The organism is Calothrix sp. NIES-2100 (assembly GCF_963875285.1).
GTDB lineage: Bacteria > Cyanobacteriota > Cyanobacteriia > Cyanobacteriales > Nostocaceae > Aulosira.
In genome coordinates this window covers 8478196-8496388 of the sequence record NZ_CAWNLA010000001.1, presented here as the reverse complement: position 1 = coordinate 8496388, position 18193 = coordinate 8478196, and the positions used below count along the sequence as shown (strand labels likewise).

At 41.0% G+C, this 18193-nt stretch carries 17 protein-coding genes; 9 read left to right on the top strand and 8 right to left on the bottom strand.

Annotated features, from left to right (window positions below; translation table 11 throughout):
- Positions 1–92 precede the first annotated feature (92 nt).
- The 8 genes from AACU32_RS34525 (at position 93) to AACU32_RS34490 (ending at position 9342) form a co-directional block, all read left to right on the top strand.
- Complete coding sequence (locus AACU32_RS34525; protein ID WP_096606667.1) at positions 93–659, top strand: Uma2 family endonuclease; 567 nt, start codon at positions 93–95, stop codon at positions 657–659.
- Between the two features lie 96 nt (positions 660–755).
- Positions 756–1322 carry a Uma2 family endonuclease gene (locus AACU32_RS34520; protein ID WP_096606665.1) on the top strand — a complete coding sequence of 189 codons (567 nt, stop codon included), beginning with the start codon at positions 756–758 and terminating at the stop codon, positions 1320–1322.
- A 529-nt stretch (positions 1323–1851) separates the two neighbouring features.
- On the top strand, positions 1852–4074 hold the full coding sequence (locus AACU32_RS34515; RefSeq protein WP_096606663.1) for a hypothetical protein: 2223 nt from the start codon (positions 1852–1854) through the stop codon (positions 4072–4074).
- A 133-nt stretch (positions 4075–4207) separates the two neighbouring features.
- Positions 4208–5188: a hypothetical protein gene (locus AACU32_RS34510; RefSeq protein ID WP_339378529.1), complete on the top strand. Its 981-nt coding sequence runs from the start codon at positions 4208–4210 to the stop codon at positions 5186–5188.
- 35 nt (positions 5189–5223) lie between these two features.
- Positions 5224–6060 (top strand): hypothetical protein, encoded by an 837-nt coding sequence (locus AACU32_RS34505; protein WP_096606659.1) that lies wholly within the window; start codon positions 5224–5226, stop codon positions 6058–6060.
- A 42-nt stretch (positions 6061–6102) separates the two neighbouring features.
- Positions 6103–6834, top strand: coding sequence for a hypothetical protein (locus tag AACU32_RS34500; protein WP_096606657.1), 732 nt, complete (start codon positions 6103–6105; stop codon positions 6832–6834).
- A 183-nt stretch (positions 6835–7017) separates the two neighbouring features.
- Positions 7018–8139 carry a peptidoglycan-binding domain-containing protein gene (locus tag AACU32_RS34495; protein ID WP_096606655.1) on the top strand — a complete coding sequence of 374 codons (1122 nt, stop codon included), beginning with the start codon at positions 7018–7020 and terminating at the stop codon, positions 8137–8139.
- 291 nt (positions 8140–8430) lie between these two features.
- A complete protein-coding gene (locus AACU32_RS34490; RefSeq protein WP_339378528.1) occupies positions 8431–9342 on the top strand; it encodes a hypothetical protein in 912 nt (303 codons plus the stop codon).
- A gap of 685 nt (positions 9343–10027) precedes the next feature.
- Here AACU32_RS34490 and AACU32_RS34485 read toward each other — a convergent pair.
- Positions 10028–11221 (bottom strand): extracellular solute-binding protein, encoded by a 1194-nt coding sequence (locus AACU32_RS34485; RefSeq protein WP_096608312.1) that lies wholly within the window; start codon positions 11219–11221, stop codon positions 10028–10030.
- A gap of 349 nt (positions 11222–11570) precedes the next feature.
- Here AACU32_RS34485 and AACU32_RS34480 point away from each other — a divergent pair, with 349 nt between their 5' ends.
- Positions 11571–12989, top strand: coding sequence for an MFS transporter (locus AACU32_RS34480; protein WP_096606653.1), 1419 nt, complete (start codon positions 11571–11573; stop codon positions 12987–12989).
- 135 nt (positions 12990–13124) lie between these two features.
- On the opposite strand, the gene accD is transcribed toward AACU32_RS34480, so the two are convergent.
- The 7 genes from accD to AACU32_RS34445 form a co-directional block, all read right to left on the bottom strand.
- On the bottom strand, positions 13125–14075 hold the full coding sequence (gene accD, locus AACU32_RS34475; protein WP_096606649.1) for an acetyl-CoA carboxylase, carboxyltransferase subunit beta: 951 nt from the start codon (positions 14073–14075) through the stop codon (positions 13125–13127).
- A gap of 585 nt (positions 14076–14660) precedes the next feature.
- Positions 14661–15482, bottom strand: coding sequence for a prepilin peptidase (locus tag AACU32_RS34470; protein ID WP_096606647.1), 822 nt, complete (start codon positions 15480–15482; stop codon positions 14661–14663).
- A gap of 210 nt (positions 15483–15692) precedes the next feature.
- The gene (locus tag AACU32_RS34465; protein ID WP_096606645.1) at positions 15693–15962 is read right to left on the bottom strand and encodes a hypothetical protein; all 270 of its coding nucleotides are present in this window, start codon (positions 15960–15962) and stop codon (positions 15693–15695) included.
- 287 nt (positions 15963–16249) lie between these two features.
- Positions 16250–17341 carry a 3-isopropylmalate dehydrogenase gene (leuB, locus tag AACU32_RS34460; protein ID WP_096606641.1) on the bottom strand — a complete coding sequence of 364 codons (1092 nt, stop codon included), beginning with the start codon at positions 17339–17341 and terminating at the stop codon, positions 16250–16252.
- Between the two features lie 107 nt (positions 17342–17448).
- Positions 17449–17655 carry an alanine-zipper protein gene (locus AACU32_RS34455; protein ID WP_339378527.1) on the bottom strand — a complete coding sequence of 69 codons (207 nt, stop codon included), beginning with the start codon at positions 17653–17655 and terminating at the stop codon, positions 17449–17451.
- Positions 17642–17773: a hypothetical protein gene (locus AACU32_RS34450; protein ID WP_339378526.1), complete on the bottom strand. Its 132-nt coding sequence runs from the start codon at positions 17771–17773 to the stop codon at positions 17642–17644. The genes AACU32_RS34455 and AACU32_RS34450 overlap by 14 nt, the downstream gene beginning before the upstream one ends.
- A gap of 180 nt (positions 17774–17953) precedes the next feature.
- Positions 17954–18190 carry a tetratricopeptide repeat protein gene (locus tag AACU32_RS34445; RefSeq protein ID WP_339378727.1) on the bottom strand — a complete coding sequence of 79 codons (237 nt, stop codon included), beginning with the start codon at positions 18188–18190 and terminating at the stop codon, positions 17954–17956.
- Between the last annotated feature and the right edge of the window lie 3 nt (positions 18191–18193).

Genomic DNA, 18193 nt, shown 5'->3' with positions numbered 1-18193 from the left:
GGGATCTTGTAGGGAAGGTAGGCGATCGCTCACAAAAGTTATTATAGAAATTACATCAAAAAATCCCCATTGCTTCACCTCGAGGTTTAAATATGGTTGCTTCACCTCAAATCTACCTCACCCCTGAAGAATACCTGCAAATGGAGGAACGCAGCGACATCAAACATGAATACATCGATGGCTACATTTACGCAATGGCTGGGGCGCTTGACACCCATGTTACCATTGCCGGAAACCTGTTTGCGCTCCTCCGTAATCATGTACGCGGTTCAGGTTGTCGTGTTTACATCGCTGACATGAAAGCAAGTATCAAATCTTTAAATCGATATTACTACCCCGATGTCATGGTAACTTGCGACCAAAGAGATCAAGCAACTCCTGCTTATAAAAGATTTCCTTGTTTAATTGTCGAAGTTTTATCTAACTCTACAGAAGCCTTTGACAGAGGTGATAAATTTGCTGATTACCAAAGTTTAGAAACTTTACAAGAGTACGTTTTAATTAATACTAAACGTCAGCGAGTTGAGTGTTTTCGCCGTAACGATCAAGGGTTATGGGTTTTACAATCTTACACAGCCGAAGATAAATCATTTCAACTCCAAAGTGTTAAATTTGATTGCACAATAGCCGACCTTTACGAAGATGTAGTTTTAGAATAAGCTTGGCAATTCCAAGATGAGATAGGCGATCGCTCACAAAAGTTATTATAGAAATTACATCAAAAAATCCCCATTGCTTCACCTCGAGGTTTAAATATGGTTGCTTCACCTCAAATCTACCTCACCCCTGAAGAATACCTGCAAATGGAGGAACGCAGCGACATCAAACATGAATACATCGATGGCTACATTTACGCAATGGCTGGGGCACTTGACACCCATGTTACCATTGCTCTCAACCTTGCTAGCTTTCTCCGTAATCATGTACGCGGTTCAGGTTGTCGTGTTTACATCGCTGACATGAAAGCACGTATCGAATCGTTAAATCGATATTACTACCCCGATGTCATGGTAACTTGCGACCAAAGAGATCAAGCAACTCCTGCTTATAAAAGATTTCCTTGTTTAATTGTCGAAGTTTTATCTAACTCTACGGAAGCCTTTGACAGAGGTGATAAATTTGCTGATTACCAAAGTTTAGAAACTTTACAAGAGTACGTTTTAATTAATACTAAACGTCAGCGAGTTGAATGTTTCCGCCGTAACGATCAAGGGTTATGGGTTTTACAATCTTACACAGCCGAAGATAAATCATTTCAACTCCAAAGTGTTAAATTTGATTGCACAATAGCCGACCTTTACGAAGATGTAGTATTTGAATAAGCTTGGCAATTCCAAGATGAGGTAGGCGATCGCTCTTGGGAGCATGTTTTCAAAGTATTATCTACAGGACTTACGCAACTAACACAAGCAACAGCGCGGCTGCGTCACGCCGAGTAGCTAATAAATATACCATCAACATGGGATCAAAATGCTGTCAATAAATTTATTACAGAAGTGCGGAAATTGTTTTGCTTGTCTTGTAGTTAAATAGTTTACTTATACATAAATAAATTCTATAGCATCTATCAAAAGATATATTTTTACAATTTTGTCCAACTTTAATCATCTTTTGTGTAAAAATATTATTTGTGACTACGTGTAGATCACGTAGTTTTTCGCATACTTAGTATTGAGCAACTTGCGCAAACTTTCAACAACATGTGAGTCTTGAGAAATTACATATATATAGATATAAATCTATTTTTGAATTTTTTTAAGCAAGTAAGTAGCTGCATTTCAACTCTCAAAGTTCTGCTAGATTTTATCAAATCTGCATCATGCAAGTTTTATTCATACTTCAATAATAGCCATGAACAGAAAAGACATAATTAGCAACATTATTGAAAAGCGCAAGCCTTTGGCAGAGAAAATTAAAAAAGTCAAAGAGAATTTAAGGAAGCTAAACTTAGCCATTAATACACTGGAACGGAAACGCCAAGAATTACTCCAGCAAAGTAACTATTCTTCTAAATGGAATCAATCATTACAGAGTATAGATTTCTCGAATATTTTATTAAAAATTAGCAATGAGCAGGAGGCACTGGAAAAGCTCAGGCTGCGTTTTGAACGCCCAACTCTTAACCTAGGGGTAGTTGGGATAGCTAGGCAAGGCAAGAGTCGTTTGCTTCAAAGCTTAACCGGACTTTCTCCTAATGAGATTCCCGATGGAGACAAAGGACACTGTACTGGCGCTCGCAGCATTATTTACCATCGGCCGCAAGTTGCTACTTACGGGATGGTCTGGTTTCATACAGAAGAATCATTCCTGAAACAGGTGATCAAACCTTATTTTGAAAAACTTAGTTTGGGAGAAGCGCCGGATACAATTGAAGAATTCGCGCAACCTCTTCCTCGCCTATCTGATGAACACGCCAGCAACCCAATTTCCGATGCAAAATATCGATATCTGCAAAAGTATCACGAGCATCTCCATGAATATAGAGATTTATTAAAGACAGAATCACCCCGGCAAATTGAACAAAAGGAAATTAGGCAATACGTTGCTCAAGATGATATCCAGGGTAATCGCAACTATTTCAACTACTTGGCAATCCAAAGGGTAAATCTTTTTTGTGAATATCCCAACACTGATGTTGCAGATATTGCCTTAGTCGATATGCCAGGATTAGGTGATACAGGCGTAGGTGCGGAAGAAGAGTTAATCAGGATTTTGGGTGAGGAAGTAGATGCGGTGATGTTTGTCCGTCTACCGAAGTCCTCTGGAGACGACTGGTTGAAATACGATATCGAATTATACGGCACTGCTAAACAGGCTTTGCTTGACCGCTTACCGATTAATAAGTGGTCTTTCATGATTCTCAATCGCACAGAGGCTAGTTCAGGTAAAGGTGACAACTTGGCACAATGCGACTTCTTAGTCAAAAGACTGGATCATACACCGATCAAAGTTGTTGAGCCTGTCATTGTTGCTAACTGTGCCAATCCCGAAGAAGCAAACACAAAGATTCTTGACCGGGTTCTAGATTACTTGGTGAAGAATATCGAGCTTTTAGACAATGAATATTCCTCATTTTGCGATCGCGAATTGCTGCTTATCCACAAAGAAGTCAACACTCAGCTAAACAATGCTCTCAGTGCTTTAGGTAATCCAGCTGTAATGGCTGATGCTATTGCTCCAGGTGAATTTCGCAGGTTATTTAAACCGATTTGGCAAAAGCTCGCCAACGGGCTGGAACAATTGCTTCGGGATTTGCGTGAAAGTGGTGAAAAAGAAAGAATCAAAAAAGCCTTCTCAGATAAGATACAGGATGTCAAGAAATACTGCCAAGAGAGCAAGCAAGAGGTCATACCATCTCTTGAAGAAATAGACGAGGTACGAAATATAAAGGAAGGCTCTTACGAAAATGCTTACAACTTCTTTTTGAATAAATGCCGCACCCACCTGTCACGGCAATTTTTAAAGATAGATAATGGTCTGGAAGAATTAATAAATGGGGTAAAATCTCAAGTAACTGATGTCTTGATAGACGCAGGAAAATTGGGAAGTTTGACAGATGCACAGGGAGCAGAATTCCTGAAATTCATGGCGGAATATTTGTCTGAATACCCTGATTCACTTAAAAAACTTCAAGAAGGGTTTCAGTTGTTATCAGACTTTCATCTTTCATACAGAAATTTATTTCAACATCGGATTCGCGAACAACTAGACGACATTACACCTGATAGAAAATCATTAAATTTGACATCAAATCCCTCGGCTGACGAAATCCTAGATAAACTCAATCTTTTGTACGAAAAAGTCAAGGCTAAATGTATCGAAGAACTGGAAGAATTTGCCTCTGAACCTGGTGATGCTGCCTTTGGTATAGTCGAAGAATTTGTCGATCAGGTACTGCGTTCCAAAGATGCAGAAGATGCATGGCAAGACTTTTATGAAAATGAACGTGCTCAAATTTGGGCAAGTGAATTTGCTCAAGAAAGAAAGCTCAATGAAATCCGCAAAAATTGGCTAAATTTAGTAGAACGTGCCGCAGTCTCAAATCAACTAGACTCTATGGTTATTTTAAACTAATGCTTATTCTACCCCCTTGACAATAAGCGACAAAAGGGGGTTAAATCAACCACAATTCATAGAGAATTAGTAGAAGTAAGTAAGGTGTAATTGAATGCTAGGTCAAAAAGAATTGAAGCCATTTAAAATCGCTATGCTTGGTCCTACAGGTGTCGGTAAGACTACTCTGTTGACAGTGATGCGGAAACAGATGAATTCGGCGGTAGATGTTAGTCAATTGAAACTTGACACTGGTCATCCTCAGATACCAGGAAGTGCTTTTGAGACAGATCAACTTCTGCAAAAATGTCTGGAAGACTTGGATCAATTGGTGAAGAGTAAGGGTTACTATGCACAAGGAGGAATTGGCGGAACAGGTGAACCTAAAAAGTTTTATTTTAATCTTAGTAAACTGAAAAAAAATGCATCCTCAGCAAAATTAGTCCTAGAATTTCAAGACTATCCGGGTGGTTGGATAGAGAAAAATGCCTCCCAGGTTCTAGATTATATCAAAGATTCTAGTGTGACTATCCTGGTGATTGACACTCCTCCCTTGATTCATAAAAAAGGTAAATATCATGTATCAGCCAATAAGAGTGAAATAGTACAACAAATATTACTAAGAGCTTATTCTGAAGACAATTCAAACAAACGTAGGCTGTTAATATTTGCTCCCGTAAAATGTGAAAAATATTTACAAAAGGCTAACGAATATCGTCAAATAGAGCAAAGTATTCGTTCAGGTTATAAAGACCTGATTGAAAGCTTGAACTCTGAAGAGTTTAGTAATGTATCTGCGGTAATTACACCAGTTCAAACAGTCGGAAATGTGCTTTTCTCTTATGTAGAAGAAATAGAAGAGAATGGCAAGACAATACCTAAATTTTGGTATGAAAAAACCAACAAGCATGAATTAGCTCCTTACGATGCAGAACAGCCATTGCGATACATTTTGGGGTTTGCGTTAAAAGACGCTTTGGATGCAAAACGAACTCAGAGAATAGAGTTAGTCAACTGGTTTAGGGATATGTTAGGTTTAGATGATGACCTGAAAACTGCTCTGCAAAAATTTGGTGAAGGTTGCAAAAAAGATGGGGGATTTGTGGTGATTAAGGGTGGACATTTATTGGGGTAAATACCGATTGTAACCATTAAGCCTAGAACCGAACGATGGAAATTTACATTAAAAGTCGAGGTTTGCAGCGGGATTATTACTGGGTAACAAAAAGCGAAAATCAGCCAATTGCAGAAAATTCGGAATCCATTCCCACTCAAGCTATTACTTTAATCAACGCAGCTACTCATTTAGTTGAAGAGAAAGATTTTTCCCTAGTTTTATTCCGTTCACAGAATGATAAATTGCTATTACTTGTGACTGCGTTGCAAACTCAACGACAGGATATTCAGGGGCGCAATATTAGAAATTCCATAGCATGGATTGGAAAAAATAAAGAGGAATTTAAATTGCGTCAGCTTGCAGTACTGGCGTTAAAGAATGAATTAGAACAGAAAATTGACCCAGCTATTAATAATTACTCAGGTGGGTTTGAGGTTGATTGGGAAGCAATTGAACAAACGATTCAAGAATTGATACCCCTAAGCGGTGCTGGAAAAGAACCTTTACCAGCGGAAGCGGAGATAAAAAAGATAGCACGTATTTCAGAAACGCGAAAACGACAATTAGCTGATGAACTTTTAAAATACTGTCTTCCCTCTGAAAAAACAGGCGCACTAGTTGTTGTCACAGGAATTAAGAGCAAAGAATCTCTAGAAAAAGCTCAAGTATGGCGAAGTTTATCGAGCGATACTAGTATTCCCGAACAGCGTTTGCAACCGCTTAATCAACAGACAAATGATTGGTATAGAGAAAACTACTCTAGAAAACCAAAATTTAAGAAAAGAAACAGAAAATCTGTCAAATTAGCAAGTCCAAAGTGGCGTTTAACTATAATACTGATAATATTAGCGGGTGGATATGCGTTTCTCAAATATTTGATAAAAATTTGAGGCTCATCAAGTCAGAATTGCTGAATATTTAGGAAGTCAGCTATGAAAATTTACGTTCAAAGTCGCGGTTTAGAGAAGGATTACAATTGGGTAACAAGTAAAGAAAATAACTCAGAAGAAATTAGCGATAATATTTTTATTATTAGCAGAGCTATTAATTTAATTGACGCTCAAGATTTTTCTGTGGTTTTACTAAGGTTAGACGATAAATTGCTATTACTTGTAACTGGGTTGCTAACACAACGACAGGATATTAATAGCCGCAAGATTAGAAACTCAATAGCATGGATAGGAAAAAATGAAAATGAACCTCAACTGCGTCAGCTTGCAGCACTGGCTTTAAAGAATGAATTAGAACCGAAAATTGACGAAGCTATTAATAATTACTCAGGTCGATTTGAGGTTAATTGGAATGCAATTAAACAATTGATTGCAGACGAAACAATTCAAAGTGAGTTTCTTTCTGCTGAAGAAGCACAAGGACAAATAGCAATAAATTCAAAAGCTCGGAAACAAGAATTAGCTGAAAAACTTATGAAATACCGTCTTCCTAATGAGGAAGGTGCGCTAGTTATTGTGACAGGAATTAAGAGCAAAGAGGCTCTTGAAGCAGATGTCATCTGGCGCGGTTTATCTAGTGATAGCAGAATTCAAGAGAGTTGGCAACATATTAATAAAGAGGTCAACTATCCGCCTAACGATAATGACCATACATCACATATATTTTGTCAAATAATACAATTATTCATGGGGGCAAATCAGGACAGTCAATAGTTAAGTTTGAAAATAATTATCAAAGCTAGACAGTATAATTTGCAATAATTTTATACTAGTTTGATAGGAATAATATTTGCTGATGAAATCCGCATCAAAGCTGATTATGGTAATTCTCAAAGTTTGATTCAATCTGATTGATTATCAAAGACAAAATCTTGCTGAATATTTAGGAAATCAGCTATGGAAACCTACATTCAAAGTCGCGGTTTAGAGAGAGACTATTATTGGGTAGTAAAAAAAGAAAATCAGCCAGAAGAAGAACTTCCCAATAGTTCTCCTTTGATTAAGAAAGCTACTGCTTTAATTGATGATGAAGTTTTTTCTGTAGTTATATCTCGCTCATCAGATAATAAGTTGCTATTACTTGTGGCTGGTTTGCAGACAAAGCGACAGGATATTAAGACGCGCATTATTAGGAATTCTGTAGCATGGATAGGAAAGAATGAAGATGAGCCTATCTTACGTAAAATCGCAGCCTTGGCGTTAGAGAATAAACTGGAAAATAAAATTAACGAAGTTATTGATAATAGTCCAGAAGGAGGATTTAAGGTTGATTGGGAAGCTATTAAGGAATTGATTTCAGTCAGTATATCTGCAAGTGAATCTCTTGCTGCTCAGGAAACTAAAGCAAAGATAGCACTGCTTTCAGAAAATCGGAAACAAGATTTGGCTAATGAACTTTTGAGATCCTCTCTTCCCAACAGAGAAGAAGTGCTAGTTCTTGTGACGAAAGGTAAGTCAAAAGAAACTCTTGAAAGAGCTAAAGTTTGGCGAGGTTTATCAAATGATCCTAGCATTCCCACTAACTGGACGCATGTGCAAGGAACTATTCCTTCAGCACCCACTAAACCACTTAGCCCCCTAAAAATAGCAGCATTCGTAACAGTTATCATCGTTATTGTTGCTATCTTAATTGTAATTAAGCTAAGTCCATTTAATCAGCTAAACTCAATTGCAAATCAACCCTGTGGTGGCAATAAAGAAATATTGACACAAATAGTTAGTAACTTGCAGCCAGAAAAACCGAATAATGAAAAAGTCAAGATTATGCAAAGAATTTTGACAACTGAGAAGATAACAGTAAAGATAGATGGTAATTTTAATGAGAAAACCAAAAAAGCAGTTGAAGAATTTCAAAAGCAATACAATCAACGCCAAGAGGAAGCACAAAAAATAAAAGTTGATGGTACTGTAGACGATGCTACTTTGAAAGCCTTATGGCTGGAAACAAAAGATAACATAATGCAGAATAATCAAAAGTTAGAAGAAGAATTATGGAACAACGGTTTATGCAAACCCTAAACATTTGTTAACAGAGAATAGTAGGGTGGTAGCTGTATCCTGTCATACCAATTCTATGTGAAGTTGCGCTATATCGCCCTCAGGCTAGAAGCCTGGGGCTACGTCAACAAAGCCCACCTACGTGGGCTAATTAATGACAAGATAAATACTTTACTTTTGTTTACAAATTATTCTAACTCAATGGAAAGTAGCCAAAAAAAATTGGAACCATTCAAAATTACTATGCTGGGGCCTTCGGGTGTAGGTAAGACTAGTCTGTTAACAGTGATGTGGAGACAGATGAAAGCAGGATTGGATGTCAATCAATTGCGACTCGAAGCTGGTAATCCTGAAAAACCAGGTTCGGACTACGAGACTAGTAATTTTCTTAATACTTGTGAGGAAGAACTCAAGCAGCTAGTTAAGAGAAACAACCGTTGGATAGCAGAAGGAGGAATTCCGGGAACAGCTAATGCGAAAAAATTTGATTTTTATTTTAGTAACCTACAAAAAATATCTTCATTACTACTAGAATTTCAAGACTATCCGGGTGGTTGGGTAATCGGTGAAGATCCGCAAAAGCTGGAGACAGGAATTCAGGAGCGAGAGCAAAAAATTAATCGGGTTATAGATTATATTAAGGATGCTAATGTAACTATTCTGGCAATTGACACTCCGGCATTAATTGAAAAAAAGGGTAAATATCATGTCCAAATAAATAAGACGGAAATAATTAAAGAAATTTTGCTTAAAGCTTATATAGAAGATTTATCTGAGCAACCCAAGCTTTTGATATTTGCTCCGGTAAAATGTGAAAATTATCTCAAGAAAGCTAATAATATTCAACAAATAGAGCAAAGTATTTGTTCGCAATATAAAGAATTAATTGATATTTTAAAAAATCCTGATTTTAGCAATATAAGCGCAGTTATTACCCCGGTTCAGACAGTGGGGAATGTTCTTTTTTCTTATATACGTGAGATTGAAGAAAATGGTAAGGTTACTCCTAAATTTGTTTATGAAAAGACTAATAATTTCGAGTTGATGCCTGTTAATGCTGAACAGCCGTTGAGATACATTTTGCAGTTCGCTTTAAAATTTTATATCGATCAAAATTGTTTGAGTTTAGATGAAGATTTAAAAGTTGCTATGAATCAATTTGCGGCTGGTTGCAACCTGGATGGGGGTTTTGTCATATCAAATGGTGATACCAATTCTGGATGAAGATGCGCTGATAGTACCAGAAATAAATAATGAACCGCCAAGTACGCCAAGTACGCCAAAAAATAAGAAATCAAGAGATTTGGCGCAGCTTCATAAAGAAACGGTATGAACACTTATAGCAGTCTTAAATCATTCGTGAAAAATTAGATCCCCGAGTTCTCAAAGGATGCTGCTGGCGAATGGTGGGTTTAACCCCTAATACCATTTCACTAAAACGCTGATACATATAGATTTCGCGTCGGGGGCACGGCATTGCCCATTGGTGTCAACTTAACGTGAAACCCTAATGCAGGCTTGATTTTAAGTTTTTTCGATTCCTTTTGAGATCCCCGTTACCCCACTCCAGTTTTGTCTAAAGCCAAAACGTCCCCTCCCCGCAGGCGGGGAGGGGATTAAGGGGAGCCAGCCGCGTGGGCGGGTTTCCCGACTTGAGCGGACTGGCGTGTGGGGTAAAACGCCTGTGGGACAAGCCTTTTAGCGTAAGTTGACACCAATGGGCATTGCCGTGCCCCTACCAATGTATTTGTATCATAATTAAAGTGAAACGGTATAAATGCTGATACAAATAATTCTCTCGCTTACCCGATATACCGCCCGCAGGCTGGAAGCCTGGGGCTAACGCTACGAAGCCTGCCTACCCTTTGGGAACGTCTTCGACGAACGCAGACTAAAGAAATTGAGCGGATTAGTGCATTGCTTTAATTTGCTTGTTTGCTTGTGTTTGCGCTCGCACCATTGCCTGCTTTAATGGTTGTTGCCCTAACAAAGCGCTAATAAATTGGTTATCAAAGTTATTGACAATAGCTGCTGGATATTTGCCTGCTTGCCAAGGGGTAGCGTAGGATACACCGCTCACAAAAGGCGATCGCAAGGGGTCTTTGTCATAGCCTAATTTTTGTGCTACAGATTTTCTCGTTGGTAGCGCAAACCCTGTTCCTGTCCACTTTTCCATCCCTTCTTTACCAGTGAGATAGGAAATTAATTCCCAAGCTTCGGTTTTGTGTTTTGCTTGTTTATTCATCACATAGGCAACGGTAAATACCATCGTATTTTTTTTATCATTAATAGTTGGTATTTCTGCGGTAGCAAAATCCAAATTGGGAAAGGTGTCTTTGAGATAAGTAATTGCCCAATTACCTTCAATGACCATTGCAACTTTGCTCTGACCAAACATTTCGCTACCTGAGTTTGTACCTACATCAGATTTTTGGGCAGAGGAACGGTCTTTTTGATACTGATCTATAACTAACTGCAATCCCTGTAAACCTGGTTCACTAGCAAAGGTAGCGTCATCATTTTGACTAATAATTTGCCCACCAAAGGCTTTAATTTTATAAGCTTGACGGGCTAATTCGGGAATTTCCCCAAAGCCGTATTTGTTCAGCTTACCTGTTAATTGCCCAGAGTAGCTACGTAATTCTTCCCAAGTTGTGGGCGGACTAGTTAAGCCTGCTGTGGCGAAGGCTTTTTTATTGTAAAACAACGACAGGGTTGAGTAATCTTTGGGGAAACCGTAAATTTGGTTCTGGTATTTGAAGCTATTGAGTAGGTTAGGTTCAAAGTCTGGTAAATCAAATTCTGGGGTAATATAACCATCTAGCGGTTCGAGGACGTTTTGACTCATCAAGAAAGGAGCCTCCAGCGCATCCAGATAAAATACATCTGGTGCAGCTTCTCCGACTAAGCGAGTTTTGATTACGTCCATGTATTGGTCGGAAATGACCTCATACTTAACTTTGATTTGGGGGTGCTGTGCTTCAAAGTCTTGGAGTACCTGTTTGAGAAGTTTCTGCTCAACTTGATTACCTCCCCAACCACTAAGTTTGACAGTAACCGCTGTAGATGTCCTTGGTAGTGATAGACTGTGGCAACTAATCATGGCGATCGCGATCGCTATTGCCAATCCCAAAAACTTCCATAACCTGCTTCTAATCACTTAGGGAACTCCAAAAAATAAATTATTCCGTTAAAGTCGTTAACTGTTGACTGTTGACAGTTAACCGTTAACAGTCAACAGTCAACAATAGCAATGGAATATTTTTTTACGAGTAAGTCCCTTACTAATCAGAGATACTCTGTCTCTACTTATATCGTTGGTAGCCAAAAACTGATATTTCCCAAGCTGAATTTTTGTTGCAATCCCTAGTCTCTGTTAACCAAGCTAGAATGACGGGAAATTATCGGCAACGAGACTTATCTACGGTACATCAACCGTATAAATTTAATTTATGACTTCTGTTCCGATTGAAACAGCAGCGCCTGTGACTCTGGAAATTACTCAGATTACTGCGCCACAATTAATACCTACCTCCACTATAAAGCCCAATCCCCAAGTTTATAAGGATGCTATTCGCACCAGTTTGCGGGCTTCAACTCTGGATGCTGTTTTCGCCGCAGTTTTCGGTGTAGCTACTGGTGGAATTTTACTCAGCAATTTCCTGTTGGAGTTGGGTGCTAGTCCTGTGGTGTTTGGGATGCTGTCATCTATCCCAATGTTGGTGAATTTGGTTCAGCCGTTAGGCGCTTACTTGTCGGAACGCAGCAGCAGCCGTTTCCACTATTCGCTCAAGACTCATGGAATTGGTCGGTTACTGTGGCTGGTTCTCGGCTTTAGCATTATCGCCTCACCCTGGATTGGGGTAACTTCTGAACAGTTAGTAGTATTAACCCTGTTGGTTGTTCTGTTCAGCGGTCTTTTGGGAGGGCTAGGAACTGCATCATGGCTGAGTTGGCTGGCAACGATCGTTCCTCGAAGATTGCGAGGTAGGTATTTTGGTATCCGTAATAGTGCAGCCAGCTTGACTAATTTGTTGAGTGTACCTTTAGCGGGGCTAGCGGTATCACATTGGTATGGTGGAACTTTACAAGGTTACGGAATAATTCTGTTTGTAGCGATCGCCTTCGGGTTAATTAGCTTGGGCTGTCAGTACTTCCAGATAGACATGAATCCAGCATTACAAAACAGTAGTCTTGTAAAGTACCAGCAAATCAGTGAATCTGCGGTGACTGAAACCGAGGGAACTGGTGCAGTAAATCAAATACCTAGCCCATGCAACGAGGTTACTAGTATCTGGAATAACTATAACTTTTTCAGGTTTGTGCTTTATTTCGGCTTCTGGATGCTGGCTGTTAACATCAGCGCTCCTTTTTTCAACTTCTACATGCTAGATAAGCTCCATCTAGATGTAAGTTGCGTGACGCTCTACGGTAGCCTTCAGGCGGGAGCTAGTATGCTTTTGATTGTATTGTGGGGTAAATTGGCAGACAAAATCGGTAATCGGCGGATTTTGATGTCAATCGGAATTTTGGTAGCACTGACACCGTTGCTGTGGATGGGTGTTAGTGGTAATAGCTGGAATATTTGGCTGTGGTTACCGCTATTACACATTTTTACAGGCGGGACTTCAGCGGCGATTGATCTATGCAATAACAATTTGCAACTAGGGATCGCACCAGTAAAAAATCAGTCTATCTATTTTGCGATCGCATCCGCTGTTGCTGGTGTGAGTGGTGCGTTAGGTGCAACAATTGGCGGTTTTATCGCCCAATTTGCTGAACAAGGAGGCTTACTCGGCTTGTTCGCTCTTTCTACTGTGTGTCGCTTAGTCGCGATTTTACCCCTGATATTTGTGAAAGAACCGCATTAGTTGGGCATGGGGCATGGGGCATTGGGCATTGGGCATGGGGCATGGGGTATGGGGCATGAGTAAGAAAACTCCCCACACTCCCCATATCTCCCTTGTCTTCCTTGTCCCCCTTGTCCCCCTTGTCCCCCACTCTTCCTATTCAGCGGCGCTAGAACTCAAACTCATGCTTTCCCACAAAACCATGTGCGGGGCGGTGGGTATGGGTTGATGCAAAGCAATCAACTGGGTGAGAGTATTCTTTAACTGGGTACGGGGGACGATGTCATCGACAAAACCATGCTTGAGCAAATCTTCAGCGCTTTGAAAATCTTCTGGTAGTTTTTCGCGGATGGTTTGCTCAATCACTCGCCGACCGGCAAAACCGATAGTAGCCTTTGGTTCTGCGAGGATGATATCACCTAACATAGCAAAACTGGCTGTTACACCCCCGGTGGTGGGATGGGTCAAAATAGGAATATATAAAAGTTTGGCATCGCGATGGCGTTGTAAGGCGGCGGAGATTTTCGCCATTTGCATCAGGGAAAGCATTCCTTCTTGCATTCTGGCTCCCCCAGATGTGCAGACGATAATTACCGGATAACGGCGCTGGGTGGCTTGCTCAATCATGCGGGTGAGTTTTTCGCCCACAACGGAACCCATACTTCCACCCATGAAGCGGAAGTCCATGACTCCTAAAGCCACGGGTAAACCATTTATTTGACCAAGACCAGTTTTCACTGCATCGATTAAACCAATTTTGTCTTGCATTTCCCGCAACCGATCGCTGTAGGGTTTGCGATCGCGAAATTGCAGGGGATCGGTAGGACGCAAATGCTCGTCCATCGGTTTCCAGGTGTTTTGGTCGATTAATTGGCGAATGCGTTCATCGCTATCCACTCGATTATGATGACCACATTCAACGCAAACCATCTGATTTGCTTTCAGGTCTTTCGTATAGGTTAACACACCACACTTAGCGCACTTGTGCCATAACCCATCAGCAATTTCCCTCTCTTGACGTTCCAGGCTGGTAGTACCTGATTTCCGCCGATTTGCAAACCAATCCAATAGTGACTTTAAACCGCGTGATTCTTCGTTATTTGCCATTTTTATCTTATTAATTGGGTAATGAGGTCGAAAACTGGGTCAAGAAGCTAGGGGGATTACAGGGTAAAAAGTCCTCATTCCCCATTCGTGATTTGGGACTTGGGACTGGATATGGATTGTTTGGTGGCTCCGCTAGGGGAAAGACACGCTTGTTCATCCCGTTTTGGCTCTTGACTATTGACTACATCGTCAAATTACGCTTCTTAGCAAGAAAGACCTGATGAATGCATCTTTGGTTGCCAGCTTAACGAAAATGCTGATGCCAATACAAGCCTGTTGTCAGTTTAATATGGTGAAAGTAGTGGCAAAGGTATTGCATATCAATCCCCCCCAACCGGATGCTCTTCCCCAACCCCTTCAAAGGGATACTTGCTCCCAAATCAAGACTTCGTATTGCTAGGTGATGAGCAGTTAGCTCGTTAAGAGGGTAATACTGGTCACAGGATGATATTACCAAAATCTGAAGAATTAATGGCGTAATGACAGTTACAGTCATGGGGGTTGAAATTTCTTATTATGGATCAATGGGGTTTAAAAATGGGATTTTAAATTTTCAATGAGCCAATTTGTTTTTGCCTCCTCTATTTAACTTACTGGAAAAAATAGCCCCAGGTACGCCGATAAAATCGCTTCGCCCCCAAATAAAGCGATCGCCGCCCCAAAAGCGAGAAAAGGGCCAAAAGGCATCTTTTGTCCAAATCTGCGCTTTGATAATGTAATTGAGAGAATACCAACTAAGGCTCCTACAGCACAGGCGATAAAACCAGCTAGCAGCAAATATTTCCACCCCAGCCAAGCTCCCATCATCGCCGCTAATTTGGCATCTCCTGCGCCCATTGCGGTTTTACGCAGAGCCATTGAAGCCAAAAATGCGATCGCATCAAATAGCCACAAGCCCAGCACTGCGCCGACAATCCCCATCATTAAATGTCTGATCGCTCCCACCGGGCTACCCTCAACAAAAAATCCGCTAACTACTTGAAATATTATTCCCAATACCAAACCCGACTGCGTCAATTGGTTGGGTAAAGTCATTGTATCTAAATCAATCAATGATAAGGCCAATAGCCAGCTACAAAAAGCCCAATAGCCAATGGTTAAAATAGAAACTTTAAATAAGAGAAAAACTAGTAAAAATATTACGCCCGTTAACGCTTCTACCACAGGATAGCGGGCAGAAATCTTGCTTTTACAATAACGACACCGACCTTTTAACCACAGCCAACCGAAAACAGGCACATTATCGTAAGCTTTTAGCTGGTTGAGACAACGGGGACAGCGAGACGGCGGCCACAAAACCGACAATCCAGCTGGTAACCGATAAACCACAACATTGATAAAGCTACCAATAGATGCACCTAAGGCGAAGACAATCACACTCGCCGGGACGATCATCAAAATGTCCATATATAGTCATTAGTCATTAGTCCTTTGTCATTTGTCGTTTATCTTTTATGCTTTGTCGAGAGTTCAGCAATAACAAGCTCTTGACAACTGACCACTGTACGGGCGGGTTCACAGATATCCTCATTCATTAACAAAGATCCAAATAAACCCGCCCCTACACAAGGATTTAAATAAACCCGCCCCTACTGACAACTGACTAATGACTAATGACTAATACATATGAGATTCAATTTGACTCAACGGTACAAAACATTCTTGCGGTAAGAGAATCGGCTGATTGGTAAAAATCACCTTACCGCGATGGTTAACGCGATTAATGGCTACTCCTGTAGCTTGACCAGTGACTTCTGGATGTGCTTCACAGAGAGTGTAGTAAATCTGACCAGCAGCCCTGATGACAGCAGGATCAGCCAAGGGAGACTGGGAATGCTGGTTTCTAGGCGCGGTATAGTTTTCTTGTCCTTGTCGTAAAGCGTACACTATGGATGTTATTTGCTTTCTAGATTTGTCTCTAGTTTATATGAAAGTTTCCGTAACGGTTGCCAAAATGATCCAGTTCTGTTTGGAATTGGGCAGGGGGGCAGGGGGGACAAGGGGGACAAGGGGGACAAGGGGGCAGAAGAGACTGTTGACTGTTGACTGTTGTACGGGCGGGTTCACAGATATCCTCGTGGATCAACAATGATCTAAATAAACCCGCCCCTACTGTTGACTGTTACCTCTGACAACTGACAACTGACAACTGACAACTGACAACTGACAACTGACTATTGACTATTGACTATTGCCTGAATGAGTGCATCACCCATAGCGCGACAGCCTAAAAGCTTGGTTCCGGGGGAGAGAATATCGCCAGTGCGATCGCCTTGTTCTAAAACTTGCAAGACGGCGTTTTCTATGGTATCTGCTGCTTGGGGTTGATCGAAGGCGTAGCGTAGCATCATGGCTGCACTTAATACCTGCGCCAAGGGATTGGCTTTGTCTTGTCCGGCGATATCTGGGGCGGAACCGTGAACGGGTTCAAAGACACCAGGGCCGGAAGCGCCTAAACTAGCGGAGGGTAGCATTCCGATACTACCTGTGAGCATGGCAGCAGCATCAGAGAGAATATCGCCAAATAAATTACCTGTGACAATGGTATCAAACTGCTTGGGAGCGCGTACCAATTGCATGGCGGCATTATCGACGTAGAGGTGAGATAGTTCGATATCAGGATATTCTTGGGAAAGTTTAATGATGCGATCGCGCCACAGTTGAGATACTTCTAAAACGTTGGCTTTATCTACTGAGCAAAGTTTCTTTCCGCGTTTCCTAGCTGCTTCAAAGGCTACTCTGCCAATGCGCTCGATTTCTGATTCGGTGTAAACCATTGTATTTACACCGCGTTTCTCTCCTGTCTCTGTTTCAAAAATCCCCTTGGGTTTACCGAAGTAAATTCCCCCAGTCAGTTCGCGCACTACCATAATATCAACGCCTTCCACAACTTCCCGCTTCAAAGTTGAGGCATCAATTAACTGAGGTAAAATTTTCGCTGGGCGCAAATTAGCAAATAATCCCAACCCTGCACGTAATCCCAACAAACCTGCTTCTGGGCGCAGATGGGATGGTAAGGTATCCCACTTGTAACCACCGATAGCCGCGAGTAATACAGCATCGCTGTTGCGACAGATATCTAAGGTTGCAGCCGGTAGCGGTTCGCCGGTTGCGTCAATTGCTGCACCACCAATTAAAGCTTCTTGAAAATCAAACTTCAAATCAAATTTTTTCCCCACGACATTTAGCACGTCTACCGCTACGGCCATAATTTCAGGGCCAATGCCATCGCCGGGGAGTAAGGTAATGCGGTAGTTCTGGGTCATAGCTAGTTTTTACTGAGTAAATGCTTGCAGAATAAATATCATACCTAGTAACGTGTACCCATGACTTAATATTCGGGCTGAATTGGGGCAGATGCAAGCTGCGATCGCTAAAGTACGAGTTTCAAAAACTGATTAACGGAGTTCAAAGCCTGATTAACGGAGTTCAAAGCCTCGTTCACCGAGTTCAAAGCCTGATTAACGGAGTTCAAAGCCTCGTTCACCGAGTTCAAAGCCTCGTTCACCGAGTTCAAAGCCTCGTTCACCGAGTTCAAAGCCTGATTAACGAAGTTCAAAGCCTGATTAACGGAGTTCAAAGGCCTGATTAACGGAGTTCAAAGCCTGATTAACGAAGTTCAAAGCCTGATTAACGGAGTTCAAAGCCTGATTAACGGAGTTCAAAACCTGATTAACGGAGTTCAAAGCCTCGTTCACGAGTTATACCAATTTGAAAAAAGAATGCGAAATATGGGTAGTAGCACTACATTGTTCATTGGTGTCAACTTACAGCAGTTTTCATGCAATTGAACCACAGCAGCCCAGGTAGGGGCACGGCATCCACAATCTTCTGGTATATACAATAATCTTACTGGTGCCGTGCCCCTACAGCGTGGTCTATTTACCTGAAAATCGCTGTAAATCTTGCACTCTCGCTACCATTTGCCTCACGCTCTCAGCATCAGGGGATTGAATACGCTGCAATATTTCCAAAGCTGGCTGTAAATAATCTAGTGCTTGATTATAATTCTCCTGTTGTTCTGCTATTTGCCCTAACCAGCACAAAGTATTTGCCTTTGTTTGGATATCGCCGATTTGTTCGGAAATAGCAAGCGCTTGTTGATAAAAGGCGATCTC

Bases quoted from the DNA above. Each gene is read 5' to 3' on its own strand.
- AACU32_RS34485 (WP_096608312.1), bottom strand. From the start codon at position 11,221: ATGATTAGTTGCCACAGTCTATCACTACCAAGGACATCTACAGCGGTT.
- AACU32_RS34470 (WP_096606647.1), bottom strand. From the start codon at position 15,482: ATGGACATTTTGATGATCGTCCCGGCGAGTGTGATTGTCTTCGCCTTA.
- AACU32_RS34510 (WP_339378529.1), top strand. From the start codon at position 4,208: ATGCTTGGTCCTACAGGTGTCGGTAAGACTACTCTGTTGACAGTGATG.
- accD (WP_096606649.1), bottom strand. From the start codon at position 14,075: ATGGCAAATAACGAAGAATCACGCGGTTTAAAGTCACTATTGGATTGG.
- AACU32_RS34500 (WP_096606657.1), top strand. From the start codon at position 6,103: ATGAAAATTTACGTTCAAAGTCGCGGTTTAGAGAAGGATTACAATTGG.
- AACU32_RS34505 (WP_096606659.1), top strand. From the start codon at position 5,224: ATGGAAATTTACATTAAAAGTCGAGGTTTGCAGCGGGATTATTACTGG.
- AACU32_RS34515 (WP_096606663.1), top strand. From the start codon at position 1,852: ATGAACAGAAAAGACATAATTAGCAACATTATTGAAAAGCGCAAGCCT.
- AACU32_RS34495 (WP_096606655.1), top strand. From the start codon at position 7,018: ATGGAAACCTACATTCAAAGTCGCGGTTTAGAGAGAGACTATTATTGG.
- AACU32_RS34480 (WP_096606653.1), top strand. From the start codon at position 11,571: ATGACTTCTGTTCCGATTGAAACAGCAGCGCCTGTGACTCTGGAAATT.
- leuB (WP_096606641.1), bottom strand. From the start codon at position 17,341: ATGACCCAGAACTACCGCATTACCTTACTCCCCGGCGATGGCATTGGC.
- AACU32_RS34520 (WP_096606665.1), top strand. From the start codon at position 756: ATGGTTGCTTCACCTCAAATCTACCTCACCCCTGAAGAATACCTGCAA.
- AACU32_RS34525 (WP_096606667.1), top strand. From the start codon at position 93: ATGGTTGCTTCACCTCAAATCTACCTCACCCCTGAAGAATACCTGCAA.